Genomic DNA, 18478 nt, shown 5'->3' on the forward strand with positions numbered 1-18478 from the left:
CGGTTCAGCGCGGCGCGGCGCGCGCGGGGCCGGTCAGGCGGGCGCGGCGAAGAAGCGGTGCAGGGAGGCCTTCATCGCGGCGACGAAGCCGTCCCGTCCCGCGTCGTCCAGGGCGTCGAGGACAGATAGGGGTTGAGGTCCTCCAGCTCGACCAGCAGCAGCTCACCGCCGGGCGCGCGGCAGGCGTCCACGCGCTGGATGCCGTGCTCGAGCCCGTTCCACTCGACGAAGCGCCGGGCGAACCGGACGTCGTCGTCGGTGGGTTCGTACCGCTCCAGCTGCCAGCGCCGGTCGGTGTGCGGCGCGTACAGGGCGTACTGGAAGTCGTGGTCGACGAAGTAGAACGACACCTCGTAGGCGAAGTCGACGCACGGCTGCACGAGCACGTCCCCGTCGACCGACTCGCGCACGCCCGCCGCCGGCACGATCCGCAGCCCCATCGAGTCGGCACCGAGCTTGGGCTTGACGACATAGCGGTCGGCCTCGGGCAGGCGATGCAGGTCCTCGGGGCGGTCCACGGTGGGGATGACCGGGTACCCGGCGGCGGTCAGGTCGAGCAGGTACTGCTTGCCGGCCATGTCCGCCTTGCCGGACAGCGGGTTGTACACGCGCGTCCCGTCGGCCGTCGCACGCCGCCGGAAGTCGTCGTAGGCGTCCTGGTACGTCAGCACCGGGCCGCTGTTGCGGACGACGACCGCGTCGAAGGCGCCCATGAGCGCGGCCGCGTCCCCGGGGTGGCACAGGGCGAGGTCGAAGTCGTCGCGCAGCCGGGAGGTGAGGAGGATGTCCTCGTCGCAGTAGCGGCGCCCGCGGGCCGGATAGGCCAGGTCGGTGACGTACAGGATGCGGGGGCGGGTGGGCGGCATGGAACTCCTCGGCTGCACTCGGTTCCCTCCAAGTGTTGCACTGAGTGCCAAAGACGCATCCATGGGTGCTACGTTCCGACCATGAGCTCCAGCAGCACGAAGCCCCCCATGCGGGACGCCCTGGTCGCCGCGGCCTTCCGGCTGTTCCTGGAGCGGGGCTACGAGCAGACGACCGTGGACGACATCGTGACGCTGGCCGGGGTCGGACGGCGGTCGTTCTTCCGCTACTTCCCGTCCAAGGAGGACGTGGTCTTCCCGGACCACGAGCGCTGTCTGGCCGACATGACGGCCTTCCTCGCCGCGAGCGGCGAGGAGCACGAGCCGGTGCGACGGGTGTGCGACGCGGCCCGGCTGGTGCTGCGCATGTACGCGGAGAACCCGACCTTCTCGGTGCAGCGCTACCGGCTCACCAAGAAGGTGCCCGGGCTGCGGGCGTACGAGCTGTCCGTGGTGTGGCGCTACGAGCGGGCGCTGGCCGAGTATCTGCGCGAGCGCTTCGCCGGCCGGCGGGACGGCACCCTCCAGGCCGATGTCATCGCCGCCGCCGTGGTCGCGGCGCACAACAACGCGCTGCGCTCCTGGCTGCGTTCGGACGGCCAGGGCGACGCGAGCGCCGCGGTGGACCACGCGCTGGGGTATGTGCAGTCGGCCTTCGGCGTCGCCCCCGTCCCGCCGCCCGCCCGGGACGAGCAGCCCGACGACGTGGTCGTCGTCGTGTCCCGGCGCGGTGCCCCGCTGTGGCGGGTGGTCCAGGAGATCGAGGCCACGCTGCAGCACGGCTGATCCGCGCGTGCGGAATCCCGGCGAGATTCAGGGTACGCAGTGCCTTTACGTGTGGCACTCAGTGCCATACGCTGGCGGTGTGCACGGTGGCACGGTGAACCGCGCACGTGCGTGCACGGGTGAGCCGCGCACGTGGGATTCCGGCCGAGCGCAGGGAGTTGACCAGCGTGTACCACCACTCAGGAAGCGTTGCTCGTCAGACCGTCGGCCATGCGGCGGGCGTCCTCGACCGCACGGCACCCGAGACCGATGCCATCGTCTTCCAGCGCTGTACCTGGTGCGGCACCGCCATGTACCACCGGCTGCTGTGCCCGGTCTGCCAGGGCAGCGACCTGCGCACGGAGCGCAGCCAGGGTGTGGGGACCATCCGCCACTCCACGGTGGTCCACCGCAACACCCCCGCCGCGCGCAATGTGTCGCTCATAGAGATGGCCGAGGGGTTCGTCGTGCGCGGCCGGGTGATGGGGCCGCCCATCGGCATTCACAGCGGGGACCGGGTCCGGCTGTCGACGGCGAAGGACCCGGTCCGGGGCGAGCCGGTGTTCCAACTGGTCGACGAGCCCTACCGCGCCTGGACCTGATCTCCCCGCCAAAGCTCCGGGACCAAATCCCGTACGTCGACGGGCCGTCCCGTCTCGAAGCACCGGTTCGCGGCGAGCCCGACGGCCAGGGCCAGCGCGCCGTCGCGTTCGGTGGCCGTGGGATGAGCCACCGTTCGGGCTGACCGATCGGGCCCCACCGGTCCGAAGAGGGCGTCGAGCATCCGTGGGTCTCCCCCGCCGTGCGCCTCGTGGGCGGTCACGAGCGGGACGTCCACCGGGGCCCGCCACAGCGGACGCAGGGTGAGCCGTGCCCCGCCGGCGTGTTCGGCGGCCGTGTCCCCGTGCAGCGCGCCGCTGTCCGAGCCGATCCGGGTCGTGGGGCGCTGCCAACGGCTCTCCTCCACCTCCAGTTCCAGCCGCCCGGCGCTGCCGTTGAACATGACCCGGTAGCCCTCCCACGGGGAGTACGCGGTGAGGTGGTACGTCATGGTCGCGCCCTTGGCGTAGCGCACCAGGACGGCCATGTCGTCCTCGATGGTGACGGGCCCGCCGAAGACGTTGCGGTCGCGGACGTAGCCGTCGTCCCCTTCGGCGTCCAGGTACAGGGCGCGCAGGGTGTCGTTGGCCGCCAGGTCCAGGGCGAAGGGGTCGTCGGCGGCCGGGCCGGCGCCGTGGGCGCGGTCGTAGTGCCGGCGCAGGCCGTGGCGTTCGCCCGCCTCTGGGCCGTAGAAGGCGAGTCGCCCGTAGCCGAAGACGTCCCTCGGCTCGTCGCCGAGCCACCAGTTGACCAGGTCGAAGTGGTGGCTCGACTTGTGCACCATCAGGCCGCCGCTGCGATCCTTCTCGCGGTGCCAGCGGCGGAAGTAGTCGGCGCCGTGGCGCACGTCGAGCAGCCACTCGAAGTGGACGGAGAGGATCTCGCCGACCGCTCCCTGGGCGAGCAGTGCGCGGACCTTCTCGTGCACGGGGTTGAAGCGGTAGTTGAAGGCGACGGTGAGGGAGTTGCCGGTCTGCCGCACCGTGTCGAGGATGCGGGCGCAGCGGTCCGCGTCGACGGTCATCGGCTTCTCGGTGACGACCCGGCAGCCCGCCTCGAGCGCGGGGACGATGTAGCGGTCGTGCTCGGCGTCGACGGTGGTGACGACGACCTCGTCGATCTCCTCCTCGGCGAGCATGTCGGCGAACCGGTCGGGCTCCCACCGGGTGGCCGTGGGTGCGCCGGCCTCGGCCAGCAGCCGGTTGTGGAAGGCCATGCGGACGGGGCTGGGGTCGCAGAGGGCGGCGACGACGTGGTCGGGGCGCTCGGCGAGGGCCCGGGTGAAGGTCTGGGCGCGGTGGCCGGTGCCGACGACGGCGGCGCGGTGACGGGGAGTTCGGCTCATTGGGGTGGCCTTTCCCGCCGGGCGCCCAACCAGTCCTGTCCGCGGGCCGGCCGACCCCGCTCGGCTCGTTTTCCCCTGTCGCCACAGGCAACGCACAGCCGACACCTTCCGTCCTCACGGGGTGAGAGCCCGGGACGCCCCGTCCCGGAGCGAGCGGAAGGAGGGGCACGTGATTCGTGCCCGGCGAATAGGGGTCACCGCGCTGGCGTTACTGGCGATCGTGGGGGCCTCGCCAGGGTGGGCTCAGGCTCAACAGGCCTCCGGAGCAAGACCGTTGGCGTCGGCGGACGGAGAAGAGGGGTTGCCGCCGGACTGGAGCGTCACCGGCGAGGGGGCGGCGCGCAAGCTGGTGTGGCGGTCCGACGAGCGGGTGCCCATGGGGGACGCCCGGGTCGAGTTCTACGCAGGTGACCGCGTGCTCGGTGTACCGGCGCCGGCGAAGGACGGGCGGACGTTCCGGCTGGACCTCGACGGGGTTCGGCTGGACTCCGTGCGGGACCTTCAAGTGCGGGCCGCGGGGCGCCGGTTGGACGCGCCCGACACCGCCTCCGGCGCACGTTCGGCGGTGACCGTCCCGAGGCGGTCCCCGGCGAACCCGGTCGACCCCGGCAAGCCCGGCGCCCACCGCACCGTCACCGGCGAATACGACCTCGCCCCCGTACGGCTGCCCGGATTCGCCGAGCCGGTCGAGATGCGGGCCGTGGTGGTGGCGCCCAAGGGTGCCGAGGGCCGCCGTCCGCTCGCCCTGTTCCTGCACGGCCGCCACTTCACCTGCTACACACCGCGGGGCGAGATCACCGGCGACTGGCCCTGCGCCGCCGGCGCCAAGCCGGTGCCGAGCCACCGGGGCTATCTGCGCGACCAGCGGCTCCTGGCCTCCCAGGGCTATGTGACGGTGTCGATCTCCGCCAACGGCATCAACGGCCAGGACTGGCAGGCCGAGGACGGGGGCGCGCAGGCCCGCTCGTCGCTGATACGGCAGCACCTCGCCCGCTGGGCCGGCTGGTCCGCGCATCCCGACACCGCCCCGGCGGCCGTACGGCAGGCGCCCCGGGCCGATCTGTCCCGCCTGCTGCTCGTGGGGCATTCCCGGGGTGGCGAGGGCGTCAACCGGGCGGCGATGGACAGCCTCTACCCGCCGCCCGCGGACCAGGACGGCTATCGCGGCCCGGTGCGCTGGCACATTCGCGGCACCGTCCTGATCGGCCCGACGATCTTCGGTCAGAACCCGGTGCCGGACGTGCCGTCGATGACGATCCTGCCGGGCTGCGACGGCGACGTCTCCGACCTCCAGGGCGAGGTGTACGTCGACGGCACCCGCCGGGTCGGCCGCGGTGCCGCCCTGCACAGCGCCGTCTACATGGTGGGCGCCAACCACAACTTCTTCAACAGCGAATGGACGCCAGGCCAGGCCGAGGCGCCCGCCGACGACGACTTCTGGACCGACGAGGAGGAGCCGGACCTGGTCTGCTCCCCCGGCACCAGGACCCGGCTCACCGCCGACCAGCAGCACAAGGCCGGCGCCACCTATATCGCCGCGGCGGCACGGCTGTTCGTCGCGCAGGACGACCGGGTGCGTCCGCTGCTCGACGGCTCGGGCCGCCGCGCGCCCTCGGCCGACCCCGCGCACGTCCTGACCCACGCGGTGGGTGCGCGGCGCGGCGCCGGCTTCCTGCCGGACGGCAAGGTCACCGTGCGCGGGGCGCGGCTGTGCTCGGCGGTGGATCCGTCCACGGCGAGGGCCTGTCTGTCGTCGGAGACGGCAGGTGTGTCACCGCACTTCGCGCACTGGGAGACCGATCGTGAGCCGGGCCGGCGCGCGGTCGCGCTGCGCTGGTCCGCGCCCGGTTCCGCCGCCCGGATCACCCCCGGCCGGCCGCTGTCCCTCGCCGGTGCGAAGGCGCTGGCGCTGCGCGTCTTCGTGCCGCCGAACACCTCCGGAACGGAGCTGGACGTAGCCGTCACCGACACCGCCGGACGACACCGGGCCCTCGGCCGCGTCCGGGTCGACGGACTGCCGGGGACGGACCGGACCGCCTCGTACTGGGCGCGCGAGGTGCGGGTGCCGATCGGCTCCGACGACGCGGCCGCGCTGGACCTGCGGCACGTCAAGTCCCTGGAGCTGACGCCGCGCACGCGGTCGGGGCGAGCCTGGCTGATGGACGCCTGGGCCTGGCGGCCGGGTACGCCCGAGGTACGTCAGACCCCGCTGCCCCGGGTCGACATCGGGCGGCTGACCGTCAAGGAAGGGGACTCCGGCGTGCGGACCTACCGGGTGCCGGTGAAGGTCTCGGGACAGGGCAGCGGGCAGATACGGCTGTTCGTCTCCGACCCGGTCACGGGCAGGGTCACCGACCGGCTGCTGACGGTCCGGCCCGGCGGGCAGGCCGTCGACGTGCCGGTGAAGGTCGAGGGCAATACGCGCTACGGCTACGACGTGGGCCGCAACGTGTTCGTGAAGGCGGTGCGCAGCGCCGTGGTCGGCGCCCACCTGGGCGGGGTGACCGTGGAGAACGACGACCCGATGCCGTCGGTCTCCGTGACACCGGTCGCCGACCGGGTGACCGAGGGGAAGCCGCTGAAGTGGCGGGTGTCCCTGTCCGAGGTCGCCGACGCCGACATCACCGCGGCGTACGCCGTGCTGCCGGTCACGGACGGCCGGGAGCTGTCGACGAAGGACGTGGACCCCCGCTGGCTCGAGGAGACCACCGGCGAATCCCCGGACCCGGAGCGGCCGTTGTCCAAGGTGGACGGGCTGACCCTGTGGGTGTACGTCGAGCCGGGCAGGACGTCCGCGCAGTTGACGATCCCGACGGTGCGCGACCAAGTCGCGGAACAGGCCGAGTCGGTGCGGCTGCGGGCGATCGACGACTCCGGTGCGCCGCTGCCCGGGGCGCCGGTGATCACGGGCACGGTGCTGGACGCCCCGTGATCCGGCGGTGGACGTCCGTGACCCGGGTCAGGGCGTCAGCGTGATCCGCAGGCCGACTGTGCCGTTCACACCCCGGCGCAGTCGGCTGCCGAGCAGCGAGAGGCGGCCGACGATGCCGTACTTGCGGGCGATGAGCCTGCGGTAGCGGGCGCTGGTCGCCTCGTCGCAGATCTCGGCGGTCGCCGGGACCTGCTCGCCCGTGGGCTTGCCGCGCAGGTCGCAGGGCCCGACGAGGACATCGCCGCGCGCCCGGATGCGCTTGACCTTCCAGGAGTCGGCGACCGTCCACACGCCCAGCGCGTCGTCCCCGTCCCGGACCACCCACACCGGGGTGGGGACGCCGGTGCCGTTCTTGCGGAAGCTGGTGATGAGCAGGTACTTGCCCGCGCCGAGTCGCGCCGGGGTCGTGTCGTCCATGGCGCGCAGTCTAGGCGGCGGAGTGAGGGCCCGGGGTGGGGGTCCGGGGGGCCTGCCCCGCCGCCTACGGCTCGGCTAGTCGAGTGCCGCCGCCATCCGCCGTACCGCTTCCGTGATCAGCTCGGGTGAGGTCGCCAGGTTCATGCGCACGTGCCCCGCGCCGCCGGTCCCGAAGGGTATGCCGGAGTTCAGGGCGACCCGGCCGCGCCGCAGGAAGACCTCGGCCGGGTCGTCGCCGAGGCCGAGGGCGCGGCAGTCGAGCCAGGCTAGGTAGGTGGCCTCGGCGGGGCGGTGGGCGATGGCCGGGATGTGCTCGGCCAGGAGGTCGGCGAGCAGCCGCCGGTTGTCGTCGAGCCCGGCCAGCAGCGCGTCGAGCCAGCCGGTGCCGTCGCGCAGGGCCGCGGTGTGGGCGATGATGCCGAGGTGGCTGGGCCCGTGGCTGACCTCTTCGGGCAGCCTGGCGAGGTCGGCGGCGGCCGCGGGTCCGGCGATGGCCAGCGCCGCCTTGAGGCCGGCCAGGTTCCAGGCCTTCGACGCCGACATCAGCGAAAAGCCGCTCTCGCCGCCCGGCACGCTCAGATACGGCACGAACGCGACGCCGCCGGCGGTGAGCGGCGCGTGGATCTCGTCGACGACGACGCGCACGCCGTGGCGGTCGGCGAGGGCGGCGACCGCGGCCAGTTCATCGGCGGAGTGCGCGGTGCCGGTCGGGTTGTGGGGGTTGCACAGCAGGAAGGCGGCGCGGCGTCCGCCGCCGGTCGCCCGCTGGAACGTTTCGTCCAGTGTGTCGAGGTCGATGCGCAGATCCGCGCCGAGCGGCGCCTCGATCACCTGTCGGTCCATGTGCTCGACGAACTGGTAGAACGGCGGATAGACGGGTGAGTTCACCACGACCGGGTCGCCCGGTCCGGTGACCAGCTTGAGCATCTCGACCACCCCGAGCATCACATCGGGCACGAGCGCCGTCCGCTGCACGGCCAGCCCGTCCCAGCCCCACCTCTTCTCGGCGAACGCGGCGAGCGCCTCGGCGTAGCCGGTGCCCGCCGGGTAGCCCGTGTCGCCGAGGGCGAGGGTGTCGGTGAGGGCGCGCACCACGGGTTCGGCGAGCGGTGCGTCCATCTCGGCGACCCACAGCGGCAGGACGTCGTCGGGGTAGGCGCGCCATTTCATGCTCGTACGACGGCGCAGTTGGTCGAGCCCGAGGGCGCGCAGGGGATTGGGTTCGTCGGACGTCGCGTGCGTGATCCTGGTCATGGCCACAAGATAGGTCGCCGCGCGAGAAAGATCACCGGTGCCGTGAACACGGACGTGCCGGGCTCCGTATGGAGAGAGGGTGCTCAACTCCGGGAGGGCCCCGTGGCATTGACGCCGCGCTGTACTTGGTTCGGGAGCCATGCATGAGGCACGCACGACGACGTCTCGTCCGGCGGGTGACACGGCTGGCGGCCGTCGGCGGACTCCTCCTCGGAGGAACGATGGTCACCCGCGCCGTGGCGAGCGAACCCGGCGACGGCCCCGCCGTCCCGCGCACTTACGCCGCCTCGGCCGCCGACACCGGCGGTGAGCTGGTCTCCAGGCTGGGCGATTCCCGTACGGCGGGAAGCTGGATCGGCGCCGACGGCAAGCCGGTCGTCGCGGTCACCGACGAGGCGGCGGCCGCCGAGGTGCGCAAGGCCGGAGCCGAGGCGAAGATGGTCGACCACAGCATGGACGAGCTGAACTCGGCGACGTCGACGCTGCGTTCGGCGCCCCGGGTGGCCGGCACGGCGTGGGTGATGGACTACCGGTCCAACGAGGTGGTCGTGAAGGGCGACAGCACCGTGTCGGCCGGCGACTGGTCCCGGATGACGGACCTCGCGGACGGCATGGGCGGCATGGTCCGGATGGAGCGCACCGAGGGCACGTTCACGACGCGGCTCAACGGCGCGCTGCCGATGCTGTCGACGGCCGGGCGCTGTTCCGCGGGTTTCAACGTCACCGACGGACAGCGCGACTTCATCCTCACGGCCGGGCACTGCGGTCCGGACGGCTCCGTGTGGTTCGCGGACAATCAGGGCCGTCAGCAGATCGGGCAGACCGTGCGGCAGAACTTCCCCGGTGGTGACTTCTCGCTGGTGCAGTACGCGAGCGGGAAGGCGGGCGCCGGGGCCGAGGTGGTGTCCATCGGTGACGACAAGGGCGTGCGGATCACCGGTGCGGCCGATCCGGCCGTCGGGCAGCGGGTGTTCCGCAGCGGCTCTACGAGCGGGCTGCGCAATGGCGAGGTGACGGCGCTCAACGCCACGGTGAACTATCCCGAGGGGACGGTCACCGGGCTGATCGAGACCAACGTGTGCGCCGAACCCGGGGACAGCGGTGGCCCGATGTTCTCCGAGGGGATCGCGCTGGGAGTGACGTCGGGCGGCAGCGGGGACTGCAACTCGGGCGGTACGACGTTCTTCCAGCCCGTGACCAAGGCGCTGGCCGCGCTGAACATGAAGCTGATCGTGGCGGCGCCGAACGGTGCCGGGCAGCAGGGTGCCTCGCCGGCCCCGTCGGCGACGCAGAGCGCCGCCCCGCCCGGGGACGCGTCGCCCGGCGCGGCGACGCCGATCACCGGTGTCACCGCCTCGACGCTGCTGTCCCGGCTCGCGGACCCGAAGAACGTCGGCCCCGGTCTGCTGGTGATCGCGGGCAGCCTGGTCGCGCTGGCGGCGACCCGCTTCATCCGCGCCGAGCAGGACCGCAAGGCGTATCGGAGGTACTACTCGGCGACGTGGGGCTGACAGGCTCGGTCTCGGTCTCGGTCTCGGCGAGGGGGCGAGGAGGGTGCGCTCGGGACTCCGGCGAGAGCCGAGCGCTCAGGCCGCCTTCGCCGTCTGCGGGGCCGCCTTGGCCCACTCCATGACGAGGCGCTGGTACTCCTCGCGCTGCTCGACGCTCAGTGTCCCGCCCGACCGGCGCCACAGCGCCCGGATCTCCTCGTTGACCTCGTCAGCCGAGCGATCGGAGGCGATTTCAACAGTGGTGGACATGTTGTGAAGCATACGGCTCCGGAGGTGAAGGCGCTGTGAGTAAGCACACCTAAGATGGGCATATCGGACGTGTTGCTGATCACGTCCATCTGTCAACACCGGCCGTCGAGTTCAGGCGTCCGCCGCCCCGAGCACCAGCACCTGGATGGCGAGAACGGCGGCGCCACGGGCCCAGTCGTGGAAATCGGACACCTTGGTCTCCAGGTCGATCGGAGCGGCGAGCGGATGCCGGTGGGCGCGAATGGTGTCCGCCACGGTCCGACCGGCGACGTCCATGAGCCCCACCCCCTCCCCGGCGAGAAGGATCTTCTGCGGCAGCACGAAGTTGCCGATCTGCGCGACCAGGATCCCGAGCGCGCGGGCCGCCTCCTGGATGACGCGGGCGGGCATCGGCTCCCCCGCGGCGGCGAGCCGCAGGATCTCCTCGTAGGTCCGGTCGCGGCCGGTGGCGGCCTGCACCTGGTAGCGGATGTTGGGAATGGTGAGCAGGGACACAGCGCTGCCCCGCTCCCCGTCGGGGGTGAGCGGACCGTTGGGATCGACGATCCAGTGCCGGCCGAAGCCGCGGTCCTCCTCGGCGTACGGCACCCGCTTGCCGCCCAGCACCAGGCCGTAGCCGATGCCGGCGCCGATGGTGAGGACGACGAACCTCTCGAGGCCGCGGCCGGCGCCGAACCAGGTCTCGGCCTCGACGAGTGCGGCGACGTCGTTCTCCACCACGGCCGGCAGCCCCGTGCGCCCCTCGACCAGCTCGGCGAGCGGCACGTCGCGCCAGCGCAGGAACGGGGACTCCCCGACCACGGCACGGTCCTCGACGAGACCGCCCACCCCGATGCCGATGCCGGCGAGCCGGGGGTGGTCGGCGGCCAGTTCGTCGGTCATCTCGCCCAGCAGGGCCACGACTTCCGCGGGGTCATGGCTGGTCAGGGGGCGGTCGTGGCGGGCGACGATCTCGCTCCTGAGGGTGGTCACGACGCCGTAGACCATGTCCTCGGTGATCTTGTAGCCGATGAAGGACCGCGACTCGGCCACGACGTCCAGCGGCTGGGACGGGCGCCCCTGGCGCGCCTCCGCCACGCCGCCCGCTTCGGGGACCTCGACGAGGAGGCCCGACTCGATCAGCGGTTTGGTCAGCCGGGTGAGGCTGCCCGCGGACAGGTCGAGCCGCCGGGCGAGTTCGGTGCGCGACAGGGGGCCGGCGAGGAGCACCTCGATCGCCACCGAGCGTTCACCGGGGCTGAGGGGAAGCCAACTGTCGGCTACTGCGGTCATGGTCGTCAGGCTCCCACATTGATTTTTTCCTCCGTGAAAACAACCAGGCCAGTCTAGAACAGCCGATCAGACCTGAAGAAGATGTTTGCAGGCCTCTTGACGGCTCGATTCTTCCGCCACAAAAGTAAGTCAGCGAGGACGAGCCGCCGATGAGGGAGTCTCCCGATGACCATCGCCTCCAGCAGCCCTCCGTCGCGTCTGCCGCTGGGCGGCGCCGCGGAGGCAGGGACGAAGCAGAGGACACGGCGGGCTGGGTCCCGCGAGAACCAGGGAGACGGGCGGCTCGCCGCGGTGTTCATCGCGCCGGCGCTGCTGGGCTTCGCCGTCTTCCTGCTCTGGCCGACGCTGCGGGGCATCTATCTGAGCTTCACCGACTTCAACCTGCTGACGCCGGAGAAGTGGGTGGGTCCGGACAACTACGTCCGGATGGTCAACGACCCGATCTTCTGGGACTCGCTCCGGGTCACCGTCGTGTACGTGGTCCTCAACATCGGTGTGCAGACGGTCGCGGCCCTCGCCATCGCCGTGCTGCTCCAGCGGCTCACGCAGTCGTCGGTGCTGCGTGGGATCGTGCTCACGCCGTATCTGATGTCGAACGTCGTCGCCGGCATCGTCTGGCTGTGGATCCTCGACACCCAGCTCGGCATCGGCAACGAGATCATCGCGGGCCTCGGTCTCGACCGCATCCCGTTCCTGGCCGACGAGACCTGGGCGATCCCGACGATCGCCATGATCAACGTCTGGCGGCACGTCGGCTACACCGCGCTGCTGCTGTTCGCGGGGCTCATGGCCATCCCGAACGACATGTACGAGGCCGCGAAGGTGGACGGCGCCAGCGAGTGGCGGATGTTCTGGCGGATCACGATGCCGCTGCTGCGGCCGGTGCTGGCGGTCGTGCTGATCATGACGGTGATCGGTTCGTTCCAGGTGTTCGACACGGTCGCCGTGACGACCGACGGCGGACCGGCCAACGCCACCAACGTGCTCCAGCTCTACATCTACGACTCCGCCTTCGGCCGCTTCCAGTTCGGCTACGCCTCCGCCATGTCAGTGGCCCTGCTCGTCGTGCTGAGCGCGATCACCGTCCTGCAGTACCGGCTCACCCGGGCCGGCCAGACCGACCTCGGCTGACGGAAGGGAGACGCCGACATGGCTGCCGTGGCAGAAACGACGACGACCGTACGGCCCGCACGGCGCAGGCCCTCCTTCGGGCGGGTCGTGGCCTGGACGGTGATGGTGGCGATCGTGCTCATCACCCTGGTGCCGTTCTACTGGATTTTGCGCACCGCGCTCTCCTCCAACCCGGGGCTGAACGCCCAACCGGCCGATCCGCTGCCGGTCGACCTGACCCTCGGCGGTTTCGAGCGGGCGCTCGGCCTGCAGTCCACCGAGGAGGCGGTCGCCCAGGGCGGCGCCGGCGGCGGGCTGAGGTTCTGGCGCTATCTGCTCAACTCGGTGCTCGTCTCGACGCTGATCACCACCTGTCAGATCTTCTTCTCCGCGATGGCGGCCTACGCCTTCGCCCGGCTGCGCTGGCGGGGCCGGGACACGGTCTTCGCCCTGTTCCTGGCCGGGCTGATGGTGCCGACCATCTTCACGCTGCTGCCGAACTTCGTGCTCGTCAAGGAGCTCGGCCTGGTGGACAACCTGCTGGGCATCGCGCTGCCGACGATGTTCATGACGCCGTTCGCGGTGTTCTTCCTGCGCCAGTTCTTCATGAACATCCCCAAGGAGGTCGAGGAGGCGGCACTCCTCGACGGCGCCGGCAAGGTGCGCATCTTCTTCCGGGTACTGCTGCCGATGGCGTCCACGCCGGTCATGACGCTGGCCGTGCTGACGTACATCACGTCCTGGAACGACTACTTCTGGCCGTTGATGGTCTCCTACAGCGACAGTTCGCGCGTGCTGACGGTGGCCCTGGCCATCTTCCGGGCACAGACCCCGCAGTCCGGCATCGACTGGTCGGGGCTCATGGCGGCGACGCTCATCGCGGCCCTGCCGATGCTCGTGCTGTTCGGCTTCTTCGCGCGCCGCATCGTCAGCTCCATCAGCTTCACCGGGCTCAAGTGAGGGAATGGTCATGCGATTTCGATTCCGTACGGCCGGGGCGCTGGCCGGGGCCCTGGCGCTGTCCCTGACGGCCGGGTGTGCCCAGGGGGACGGCACCGGCTCGTCCTCGAAGACGGTGACGTACTGGCTGTGGGACGCCAACCAGCTTCCCGCCTACCAGGCCTGCGCCAAGGGCTTCGAGCAGCAGAACCCCGGACTGAACGTCAAGATCACCCAGATGGGCTGGGACGACTACTGGACCAAGCTCACCGCGAGCTTCATCGCGGGCACCCAGCCGGACGTGTTCACCGACCACATCCAGAAGTTCGGCCAGTTCGCCGGTCTTCAGGTGCTGGAGCCGCTCGACGACCTCGGCATCAAGGACGCCGACTACCAGCCCGGCCTGGCCGCCAACTGGATCGGCCAGGACGGCCACCGCTACGGCGCCCCGAAGGACTGGGACACCGTCGCCCTCTTCTACAACGAGAAGATGGCCAAGGACGCCGGTCTCACCGCCGAGCAGCTCAACAACCTGTCCTGGAACCCGGAGGACGGCGGCACCTTCGAGAAGGCCATCGCCCACCTCACGATCGACAAGAAGGGCAGGCGGGGCGACGAGCCCGGCTTCGACAAGAACAACGTCAAGGTGTACGGCCTGGCCTCCAAGGGCGGTGGCTACGCCGACGGCCAGACCCAGTGGAGCAGCTTCGCCGCCTCCGCGGGCTGGAACTACACCGACAAGAAGCGGTGGGGCACCGAGTACCGGTACGACGACAAGACCTTCCAGTCGGTCGTCAAGTGGTACTTCGGCCTGGCGAAGAAGGGGTACATGGCACCCCTGTCCGACTGGAACTCCCAGTCCAACGAGGGCAACGTCCAGGTGGCCGCGGGCAAGGCGGCGTCCTCGCTGGACGGGGCGTGGATGATCTCGACGTACGCCGGTTTCAAGGGCATGACCGTCCGCTCCGCCCTCACACCCGAGGGCCCCACCGGCAAGCGCGCCACGATGATGAACGGCCTCGCCGACTCCATCACAAAGAACGCCCGCAACAAGGAGGGCGCCAGGAAGTGGGTGAAGTACCTGGCGTCGGACGAGTGCCAGACGGCGGTGGGCCGTTACGGCGTCGTCTTCCCGGCCACGCCCGACGGCACGGACGCCGCGGTGGCGGCGTACGAGAAGAAGGGCATCGACGTCTCCGCGTTCACCGAACCGGTGGCCGACAAGAAGGACTTCACCACCTTCTCCTACCCGATCACCGACTACGCCGCGGATGTGCAGGCGCTGATGGACCCCGCCATGGAGGACATCTACGGCAACGGCAAGCCCGTCAGCAGCCTCGACCAGACCAACGACCAGATCAACCTGATCCTCGACCAGTGAAGGGCACGCCTTACATGACGTTCTCGATCGGCATCGTCGGCGCCGGACAGTTCTCCGGCCAGTTCGCCACGTTGTTCCAGGCCCACCCCGGGGTCAGCGACGTGTACGTCACCGATCTGCTGCCCGAACGGGCCGAACAACTCGCCGCCGCACAGAGGCTGGCGGGCACCTTCCCCACGTACGAGGCCATGCTGGAATCCCCGGCCGTCGACGCGGTCGCCGTCTTCACCCAGCGCTGGACCCACGGCCCGCTGGTGCTCCAGGGCCTGAACGCCGGCAAGCACGTCTACTCCGCCGTCCCCATGGCGATCACCGCCGAGGAGATCGCGGCGATCATCGACGCGGTCAAGGCGACCGGGCTGACGTACATGATGGGCGAGACCAGCCAGTACAACCCGGCGACCGTGCACGCCCGCAACCGGATCGCCGAGGGCGCCTTCGGGCGGCTGTTCTACGCCGAGGGCGACTACGTCCACGACATGGACCTGGGGTTCTACGAGGCGTACCAGTACAGCGGCGGCGAGAACTGGAAGGCCACCGCCTCCTATCCCCCGCTGCTGTACCCGACGCACTCGGTCGGCGGCGTGCTCGGGGCATGGCGGACGCACGCCGTCAGCGTCTCGGCGATCGGTGTCGTGGACGACCGCGGCGACGGCGTCTTCGACAAGGAGGTCAGCGAGTTCGGCAACGACGTGTCCAACGCGACCGCGCTGTTCGAGGTCGCGGGCGGCGGCTCGTTCCGTACGAACGAGTTCCGGCGGGTCGGCTACCCCTCGCACATAAGGGAGTCGCGGTTCCGCTTCTTCGGTACCGAGGCGAGCATGGAGCAGCTCGCCACGGTGGCCCTGTGGCAGGACAAGAAGGGGGTGAAGGACATCAGCGAGCTGCTTGAGCCCAAGCCCACGATGTCCCCTGACGACCCGTCACTCGAGCACATCGCGCCGGAGCTGCGGGCCGCCTTCACCTCGGGTTCGGCGCCGGTGCACGACCGCGCCCGGCTGCCGCGGGAGTTCGACAACCTGCACAACGGCCATGAGGGCAGCCACCACTTCCTGGTCGACGACTTCGTGACCGCGGTCAACAGCCGCACCCTGCCGTCCGTGAACGCGTGGGTGGCGGCCCGCTACACCCTGCCGGGCATCGTCGCGCACGAGTCCGCGCGGCAGGGCGGGGCCAGGCTGGAGATCCCGGACTTCGGGGACGCGCCGGAGGCGTGACGTTCCTGCGCGAGCCGGGTGCCTGTGGTGTGTCAGGTGCCCGGCTTGCGGCCGTACACGTAGACGTCGTCGCCGTTCTTCAGCAGCGACCAGTACTTCTTCGCGTCGGTCTTCCTCATGTTGACGCAGCCGTGCGAGCCGGGCGGGTTCCACATGCTGACGCCGACCGAGTGGAAGGCCTGGCCGCCGTCGAAGAACTGCGCGTAGGGCATGGGCACGTGGTAGATGGTCGACACGTGGTCGATGTTGCGCCAGTAGATCTTCTTCAGACCGGTGCGCGTCTCGTAGCCGTTACGGCCGGTGCGGACCGGGACCGGGCCGTACACCAGCCTGCTGCCGTCCTGGATCCAGCTGAGCTGGAGCGTGAGGTTCACACAGGCGATCCGGCCCTTGTTGACGGGGCACTTGCCGTCCTTGTTGGGGTTCCTGCCGACGGCCTTCTGCTTGTTCATCAGGTCCATCACGCCCCAGGTGATGGGACCCGCGTAGCCGACGTTCGGGGTGATGCCGTGCTTGGTCTGGAAGGCCCGGATGGCCCTGCAGTCGGCGGCGGACTGCCTGCCGTCGACCGGGCGGCCGAGGAACTTCTCCACCTTTTTCTGGTACGGCCCGGCCTGGGTCGTACAGCTCGGAGCCGCCTGCGCCGGTGCGGCGGCGAGCGTCAGCGTGAGCGGTGCGACCAGTCCCGCGGTGATGCCGAGTGCGACGGCGCGCCGTCTGCGTATGTCCCCCATGGCCGAGCCCTTCCCTTACCTGTTCGTGTGGACTTCTGCCTGCTAGACCGGCGTGCCGGAGCATCGGTTGTGGCGTCGGCCGGGCTGTGACCAAACGGTGAAACATCCCCAGTTCGGCACCCGCCTCAGGCGTCGTCGCCCCGGCGCCGGACGCCACGGGTGCGGCATGGCCCGCGAGGGTACGGGTGAGGGAGCCGAGGCCGGCCTTCGCGGCGCTGTAGCCGTGGTTGCCGAAGTCCTGGAGAGTGGTGATGTCGAGGTCGCGGGCCCGGTGATCGGGACTGCGTGAGCCGCGAAGCGCGTCGGGTCCGTCATGGACGCAAACCGTAGTGCCGGGACGATCAACGGGCGGCTAGCGTGATGAACATGTCGGTGTTCATTCAGCAGCTCCCCGCGCTTCTCGGCGTCGTGATCGGCGCGCTCGGTTCGTATGTGGTGGTCGTGCGGGGCGATCAGGCGAGGTTTCGGCGGGAGCAGGCGGCGCGTTGGGAGGAGCGACGGCTCGCCGTGTACGCCGACTACGCGCGGTCGGTGAAGAAGACGGTGACGATCACGTACCGGGTCGCTTCCCACAACGGCTACAGCACCCATCCGGCCCCTCTCACCCTCGCGGAGGCCGAGCCGCTGCTGGCCGAGGCGAACAGCGAACGGGATCCCTCGGGCGAGGCGTTGATCATGTTGGGCAGCATCGCCGTGGTGGAGAGTGCACGGGCCTGGGTCGTTACGGTGATGGACATGGAGAGCTTCGTACGCGAGCCGGGTCGGGATCGGGAGGCATGGCAGGCGCTGCTGGAGCGCCAGCGGGCCGGGCGTGAGGCGTACTACGCGGCGGTGCGGGAGGACCTCGGCCTCCCGCCCGGCCACTCCGCGCGCTGGGCGATCCGGACGGCCGACCCGGTCCCGCCTCAGCGGTAACCCGTCGTGTCCGCCGGCTTCCCCTCGTCCTGCACCTCGACCAGATACCGCCAGGCGTCGGGCCGGCTGCCGTCGAGGTCGGTGAAGCCGTAGACCTGGGCGAGCTGTCCGCTGGAGAGGGACTCGCCGTTCCAGCGGGCCACCTCCGGGTCGGCGGCGAGGGCGGCGACGGCGCGGCCGACGTAGCGCGGGGTCTCGGAGATGGCGAAGTGCGGGACGCGTTCGAGGGCGTCGCGCCAGTTGTCCTCCCGCACGCCGAAGCCCTCCAGCATCATCTCCGAGCGCAGCCAGCCCGGGGTGAGCGCGACGGCGGTGGCGCCGCGCGGTCCGAGTTCATGGCCGAGGGAGAAGGCCATGCGCAGCACGGACGCCTTGGCGAGGTCGTAGAAGAAGGAGCTGCGGTAGTGGGCGTTGTTGTAGTCCGCCGTGCCGTCGGTCATCTCGATCACCAGTCCGCCCGGGTGGCGCAGCAGCAGCGGCAGGGCGTGGTGGTTGGTGATGGCGTGGGTCTCGACCGCGAGGCGGAGCAGCCTGAGGCCCTTGTCGAGGTCGTGCTCCCAGACGGGGCTGTCCCAGGCGAAGAGCTTCTCGCCGCCCCAGATGTCGTTGACGAGGACGTCAAGGCGGCCCTGTTCGTCGGCGATGCGGTCCACGAGGGTGCGGACCTGCGCCGGGTCGAGGTGGTCGGTGGGTACGGCGATGCCCCGGCCGCCCGCTTCGGTGACCAGGTCGGCGGTGTCCTCGATGGTCTCCGGGCGGTCGTACTCCGAGCGCCGGGCGCGCGTGCTGCGTCCCGTGACGTAGACGGTGGCGCCCGCCGCCCCGAGTTCCACGGCGATGCCGCGTCCGGCTCCCCGTGTCGCCCCGGCGACCAGCGCGACCTTGTCCTTCAGCGGCTGTGACATGTCCGGCCTCCCGTGCCCTTGTGTGCGGTGTCGCTCTCGAGGGTGCCGGGTAAGCCGGACATCTTCTGT

The 18478-nt window shown here is 70.7% G+C and carries 16 protein-coding genes and 2 pseudogenes; 9 read left to right on the plus strand and 9 right to left on the minus strand.

All coding sequences use genetic code 11. The features are described from left to right. Positions 1-33: 33 nt before the first annotated feature. Positions 34-866, minus strand: a pseudogene (locus ACP4J3_RS27095) (hypothetical protein). Between the two features lie 81 nt (positions 867-947). On the opposite strand from ACP4J3_RS27095, the gene ACP4J3_RS27100 reads away from it, so the two are divergent. Together ACP4J3_RS27100 and ACP4J3_RS27105 are read left to right on the plus strand one after the other, a co-directional pair. Next, positions 948-1649, plus strand: a complete 702-nt coding sequence (locus ACP4J3_RS27100) for a TetR family transcriptional regulator (RefSeq protein ID WP_426538655.1) — start codon at positions 948-950, stop codon at positions 1647-1649. 167 nt (positions 1650-1816) lie between these two features. Beyond that, positions 1817-2230, plus strand: a complete 414-nt coding sequence (locus ACP4J3_RS27105) for a Zn-ribbon domain-containing OB-fold protein (protein WP_426538693.1) — start codon at positions 1817-1819, stop codon at positions 2228-2230. Here the strand turns inward: ACP4J3_RS27105 and ACP4J3_RS27110 are convergent. Beyond that, positions 2212-3573: a Gfo/Idh/MocA family protein gene (locus ACP4J3_RS27110; protein WP_426538656.1), complete on the minus strand. Its 1362-nt coding sequence runs from the start codon at positions 3571-3573 to the stop codon at positions 2212-2214. The two genes, ACP4J3_RS27105 and ACP4J3_RS27110, sit on opposite strands and share 19 nt — an antisense overlap. Positions 3574-3742: 169 nt before the next feature. Between ACP4J3_RS27110 and ACP4J3_RS27115 the strand changes: the two genes are divergently transcribed. Then, positions 3743-6505, plus strand: coding sequence for a hypothetical protein (locus ACP4J3_RS27115; protein ID WP_426538657.1), 2763 nt, complete (start codon positions 3743-3745; stop codon positions 6503-6505). A gap of 27 nt (positions 6506-6532) precedes the next feature. On the opposite strand, the gene ACP4J3_RS27120 is transcribed toward ACP4J3_RS27115, so the two are convergent. Together ACP4J3_RS27120 and ACP4J3_RS27125 are read right to left on the minus strand one after the other, a co-directional pair. Then, positions 6533-6922: a PPOX class F420-dependent oxidoreductase gene (locus tag ACP4J3_RS27120; protein WP_426538658.1), complete on the minus strand. Its 390-nt coding sequence runs from the start codon at positions 6920-6922 to the stop codon at positions 6533-6535. 75 nt (positions 6923-6997) lie between these two features. Beyond that, positions 6998-8176: a MalY/PatB family protein gene (locus ACP4J3_RS27125; protein ID WP_426538659.1), complete on the minus strand. Its 1179-nt coding sequence runs from the start codon at positions 8174-8176 to the stop codon at positions 6998-7000. 143 nt (positions 8177-8319) lie between these two features. On the opposite strand from ACP4J3_RS27125, the gene ACP4J3_RS27130 reads away from it, so the two are divergent. After that, positions 8320-9687: a S1 family peptidase gene (locus tag ACP4J3_RS27130; RefSeq protein ID WP_426538660.1), complete on the plus strand. Its 1368-nt coding sequence runs from the start codon at positions 8320-8322 to the stop codon at positions 9685-9687. A 75-nt stretch (positions 9688-9762) separates the two neighbouring features. On the opposite strand, the gene ACP4J3_RS27135 is transcribed toward ACP4J3_RS27130, so the two are convergent. Both ACP4J3_RS27135 and ACP4J3_RS27140 read right to left on the minus strand, forming a co-directional pair. After that, positions 9763-9948 (minus strand): hypothetical protein, encoded by a 186-nt coding sequence (locus tag ACP4J3_RS27135; RefSeq protein WP_426538661.1) that lies wholly within the window; start codon positions 9946-9948, stop codon positions 9763-9765. 99 nt (positions 9949-10047) lie between these two features. Beyond that, positions 10048-11208, minus strand: a complete 1161-nt coding sequence (locus tag ACP4J3_RS27140; protein ID WP_426538662.1) for an ROK family protein — start codon at positions 11206-11208, stop codon at positions 10048-10050. Between the two features lie 165 nt (positions 11209-11373). On the opposite strand from ACP4J3_RS27140, the gene ACP4J3_RS27145 reads away from it, so the two are divergent. The 4 genes from ACP4J3_RS27145 to ACP4J3_RS27160 are packed head-to-tail and all read left to right on the plus strand — an operon-like array spanning position 11374 to position 15855. Further along, positions 11374-12339 (plus strand): carbohydrate ABC transporter permease, encoded by a 966-nt coding sequence (locus tag ACP4J3_RS27145; protein WP_426538663.1) that lies wholly within the window; start codon positions 11374-11376, stop codon positions 12337-12339. A gap of 18 nt (positions 12340-12357) precedes the next feature. Beyond that, complete coding sequence (locus ACP4J3_RS27150) at positions 12358-13278, plus strand: carbohydrate ABC transporter permease (RefSeq protein ID WP_426538664.1); 921 nt, start codon at positions 12358-12360, stop codon at positions 13276-13278. A 10-nt stretch (positions 13279-13288) separates the two neighbouring features. Continuing rightward, positions 13289-14638, plus strand: coding sequence for an ABC transporter substrate-binding protein (locus tag ACP4J3_RS27155; RefSeq protein WP_426538665.1), 1350 nt, complete (start codon positions 13289-13291; stop codon positions 14636-14638). 14 nt (positions 14639-14652) lie between these two features. After that, positions 14653-15855, plus strand: a complete 1203-nt coding sequence (locus tag ACP4J3_RS27160) for a Gfo/Idh/MocA family protein (protein WP_426538666.1) — start codon at positions 14653-14655, stop codon at positions 15853-15855. 32 nt (positions 15856-15887) lie between these two features. Here the strand turns inward: ACP4J3_RS27160 and ACP4J3_RS27165 are convergent, their stop codons facing one another. After that, positions 15888-16589 (minus strand): L,D-transpeptidase family protein, encoded by a 702-nt coding sequence (locus tag ACP4J3_RS27165; RefSeq protein WP_426538667.1) that lies wholly within the window; start codon positions 16587-16589, stop codon positions 15888-15890. A gap of 157 nt (positions 16590-16746) precedes the next feature. Then, a pseudogene (locus tag ACP4J3_RS27170) lies at positions 16747-16842 on the minus strand (oxidoreductase); the annotation flags it as partial. 113 nt (positions 16843-16955) lie between these two features. Between ACP4J3_RS27170 and ACP4J3_RS27175 the strand changes: the two are divergent. Then, the gene (locus ACP4J3_RS27175; protein ID WP_426538668.1) at positions 16956-17504 is read left to right on the plus strand and encodes a hypothetical protein; all 549 of its coding nucleotides are present in this window, start codon (positions 16956-16958) and stop codon (positions 17502-17504) included. Here ACP4J3_RS27175 and ACP4J3_RS27180 read toward each other — a convergent pair. Next, complete coding sequence (locus ACP4J3_RS27180; protein WP_426538669.1) at positions 17495-18409, minus strand: SDR family oxidoreductase; 915 nt, start codon at positions 18407-18409, stop codon at positions 17495-17497. The two genes, ACP4J3_RS27175 and ACP4J3_RS27180, sit on opposite strands and share 10 nt — an antisense overlap. Positions 18410-18478: the final 69 nt, after the last annotated feature.

It is taken from the genome of Streptomyces sp. UG1, assembly GCF_049974585.1.
In the GTDB taxonomy this organism is placed as follows: domain Bacteria; phylum Actinomycetota; class Actinomycetes; order Streptomycetales; family Streptomycetaceae; genus Streptomyces.

What these genes read in the sequence shown, in the direction of transcription:
- ACP4J3_RS27100 (WP_426538655.1), top strand. Translation starts at nt 948, where the DNA reads ATGAGCTCCAGCAGCACGAAGCCCCCCATGCGGGACGCCCTGGTCGCC.
- ACP4J3_RS27110 (WP_426538656.1), bottom strand. Translation starts at nt 3,573, where the DNA reads ATGAGCCGAACTCCCCGTCACCGCGCCGCCGTCGTCGGCACCGGCCAC.
- ACP4J3_RS27120 (WP_426538658.1), bottom strand. Translation starts at nt 6,922, where the DNA reads ATGGACGACACGACCCCGGCGCGACTCGGCGCGGGCAAGTACCTGCTC.
- ACP4J3_RS27125 (WP_426538659.1), bottom strand. Translation starts at nt 8,176, where the DNA reads ATGACCAGGATCACGCACGCGACGTCCGACGAACCCAATCCCCTGCGC.
- ACP4J3_RS27130 (WP_426538660.1), top strand. Translation starts at nt 8,320, where the DNA reads ATGAGGCACGCACGACGACGTCTCGTCCGGCGGGTGACACGGCTGGCG.
- ACP4J3_RS27135 (WP_426538661.1), bottom strand. Translation starts at nt 9,948, where the DNA reads ATGCTTCACAACATGTCCACCACTGTTGAAATCGCCTCCGATCGCTCG.
- ACP4J3_RS27140 (WP_426538662.1), bottom strand. Translation starts at nt 11,208, where the DNA reads ATGACCGCAGTAGCCGACAGTTGGCTTCCCCTCAGCCCCGGTGAACGC.
- ACP4J3_RS27145 (WP_426538663.1), top strand. Translation starts at nt 11,374, where the DNA reads ATGACCATCGCCTCCAGCAGCCCTCCGTCGCGTCTGCCGCTGGGCGGC.
- ACP4J3_RS27150 (WP_426538664.1), top strand. Translation starts at nt 12,358, where the DNA reads ATGGCTGCCGTGGCAGAAACGACGACGACCGTACGGCCCGCACGGCGC.
- ACP4J3_RS27155 (WP_426538665.1), top strand. Translation starts at nt 13,289, where the DNA reads ATGCGATTTCGATTCCGTACGGCCGGGGCGCTGGCCGGGGCCCTGGCG.
- ACP4J3_RS27160 (WP_426538666.1), top strand. Translation starts at nt 14,653, where the DNA reads ATGACGTTCTCGATCGGCATCGTCGGCGCCGGACAGTTCTCCGGCCAG.
- ACP4J3_RS27165 (WP_426538667.1), bottom strand. Translation starts at nt 16,589, where the DNA reads ATGGGGGACATACGCAGACGGCGCGCCGTCGCACTCGGCATCACCGCG.
- ACP4J3_RS27175 (WP_426538668.1), top strand. Translation starts at nt 16,956, where the DNA reads ATGTCGGTGTTCATTCAGCAGCTCCCCGCGCTTCTCGGCGTCGTGATC.
- ACP4J3_RS27180 (WP_426538669.1), bottom strand. Translation starts at nt 18,409, where the DNA reads ATGTCACAGCCGCTGAAGGACAAGGTCGCGCTGGTCGCCGGGGCGACA.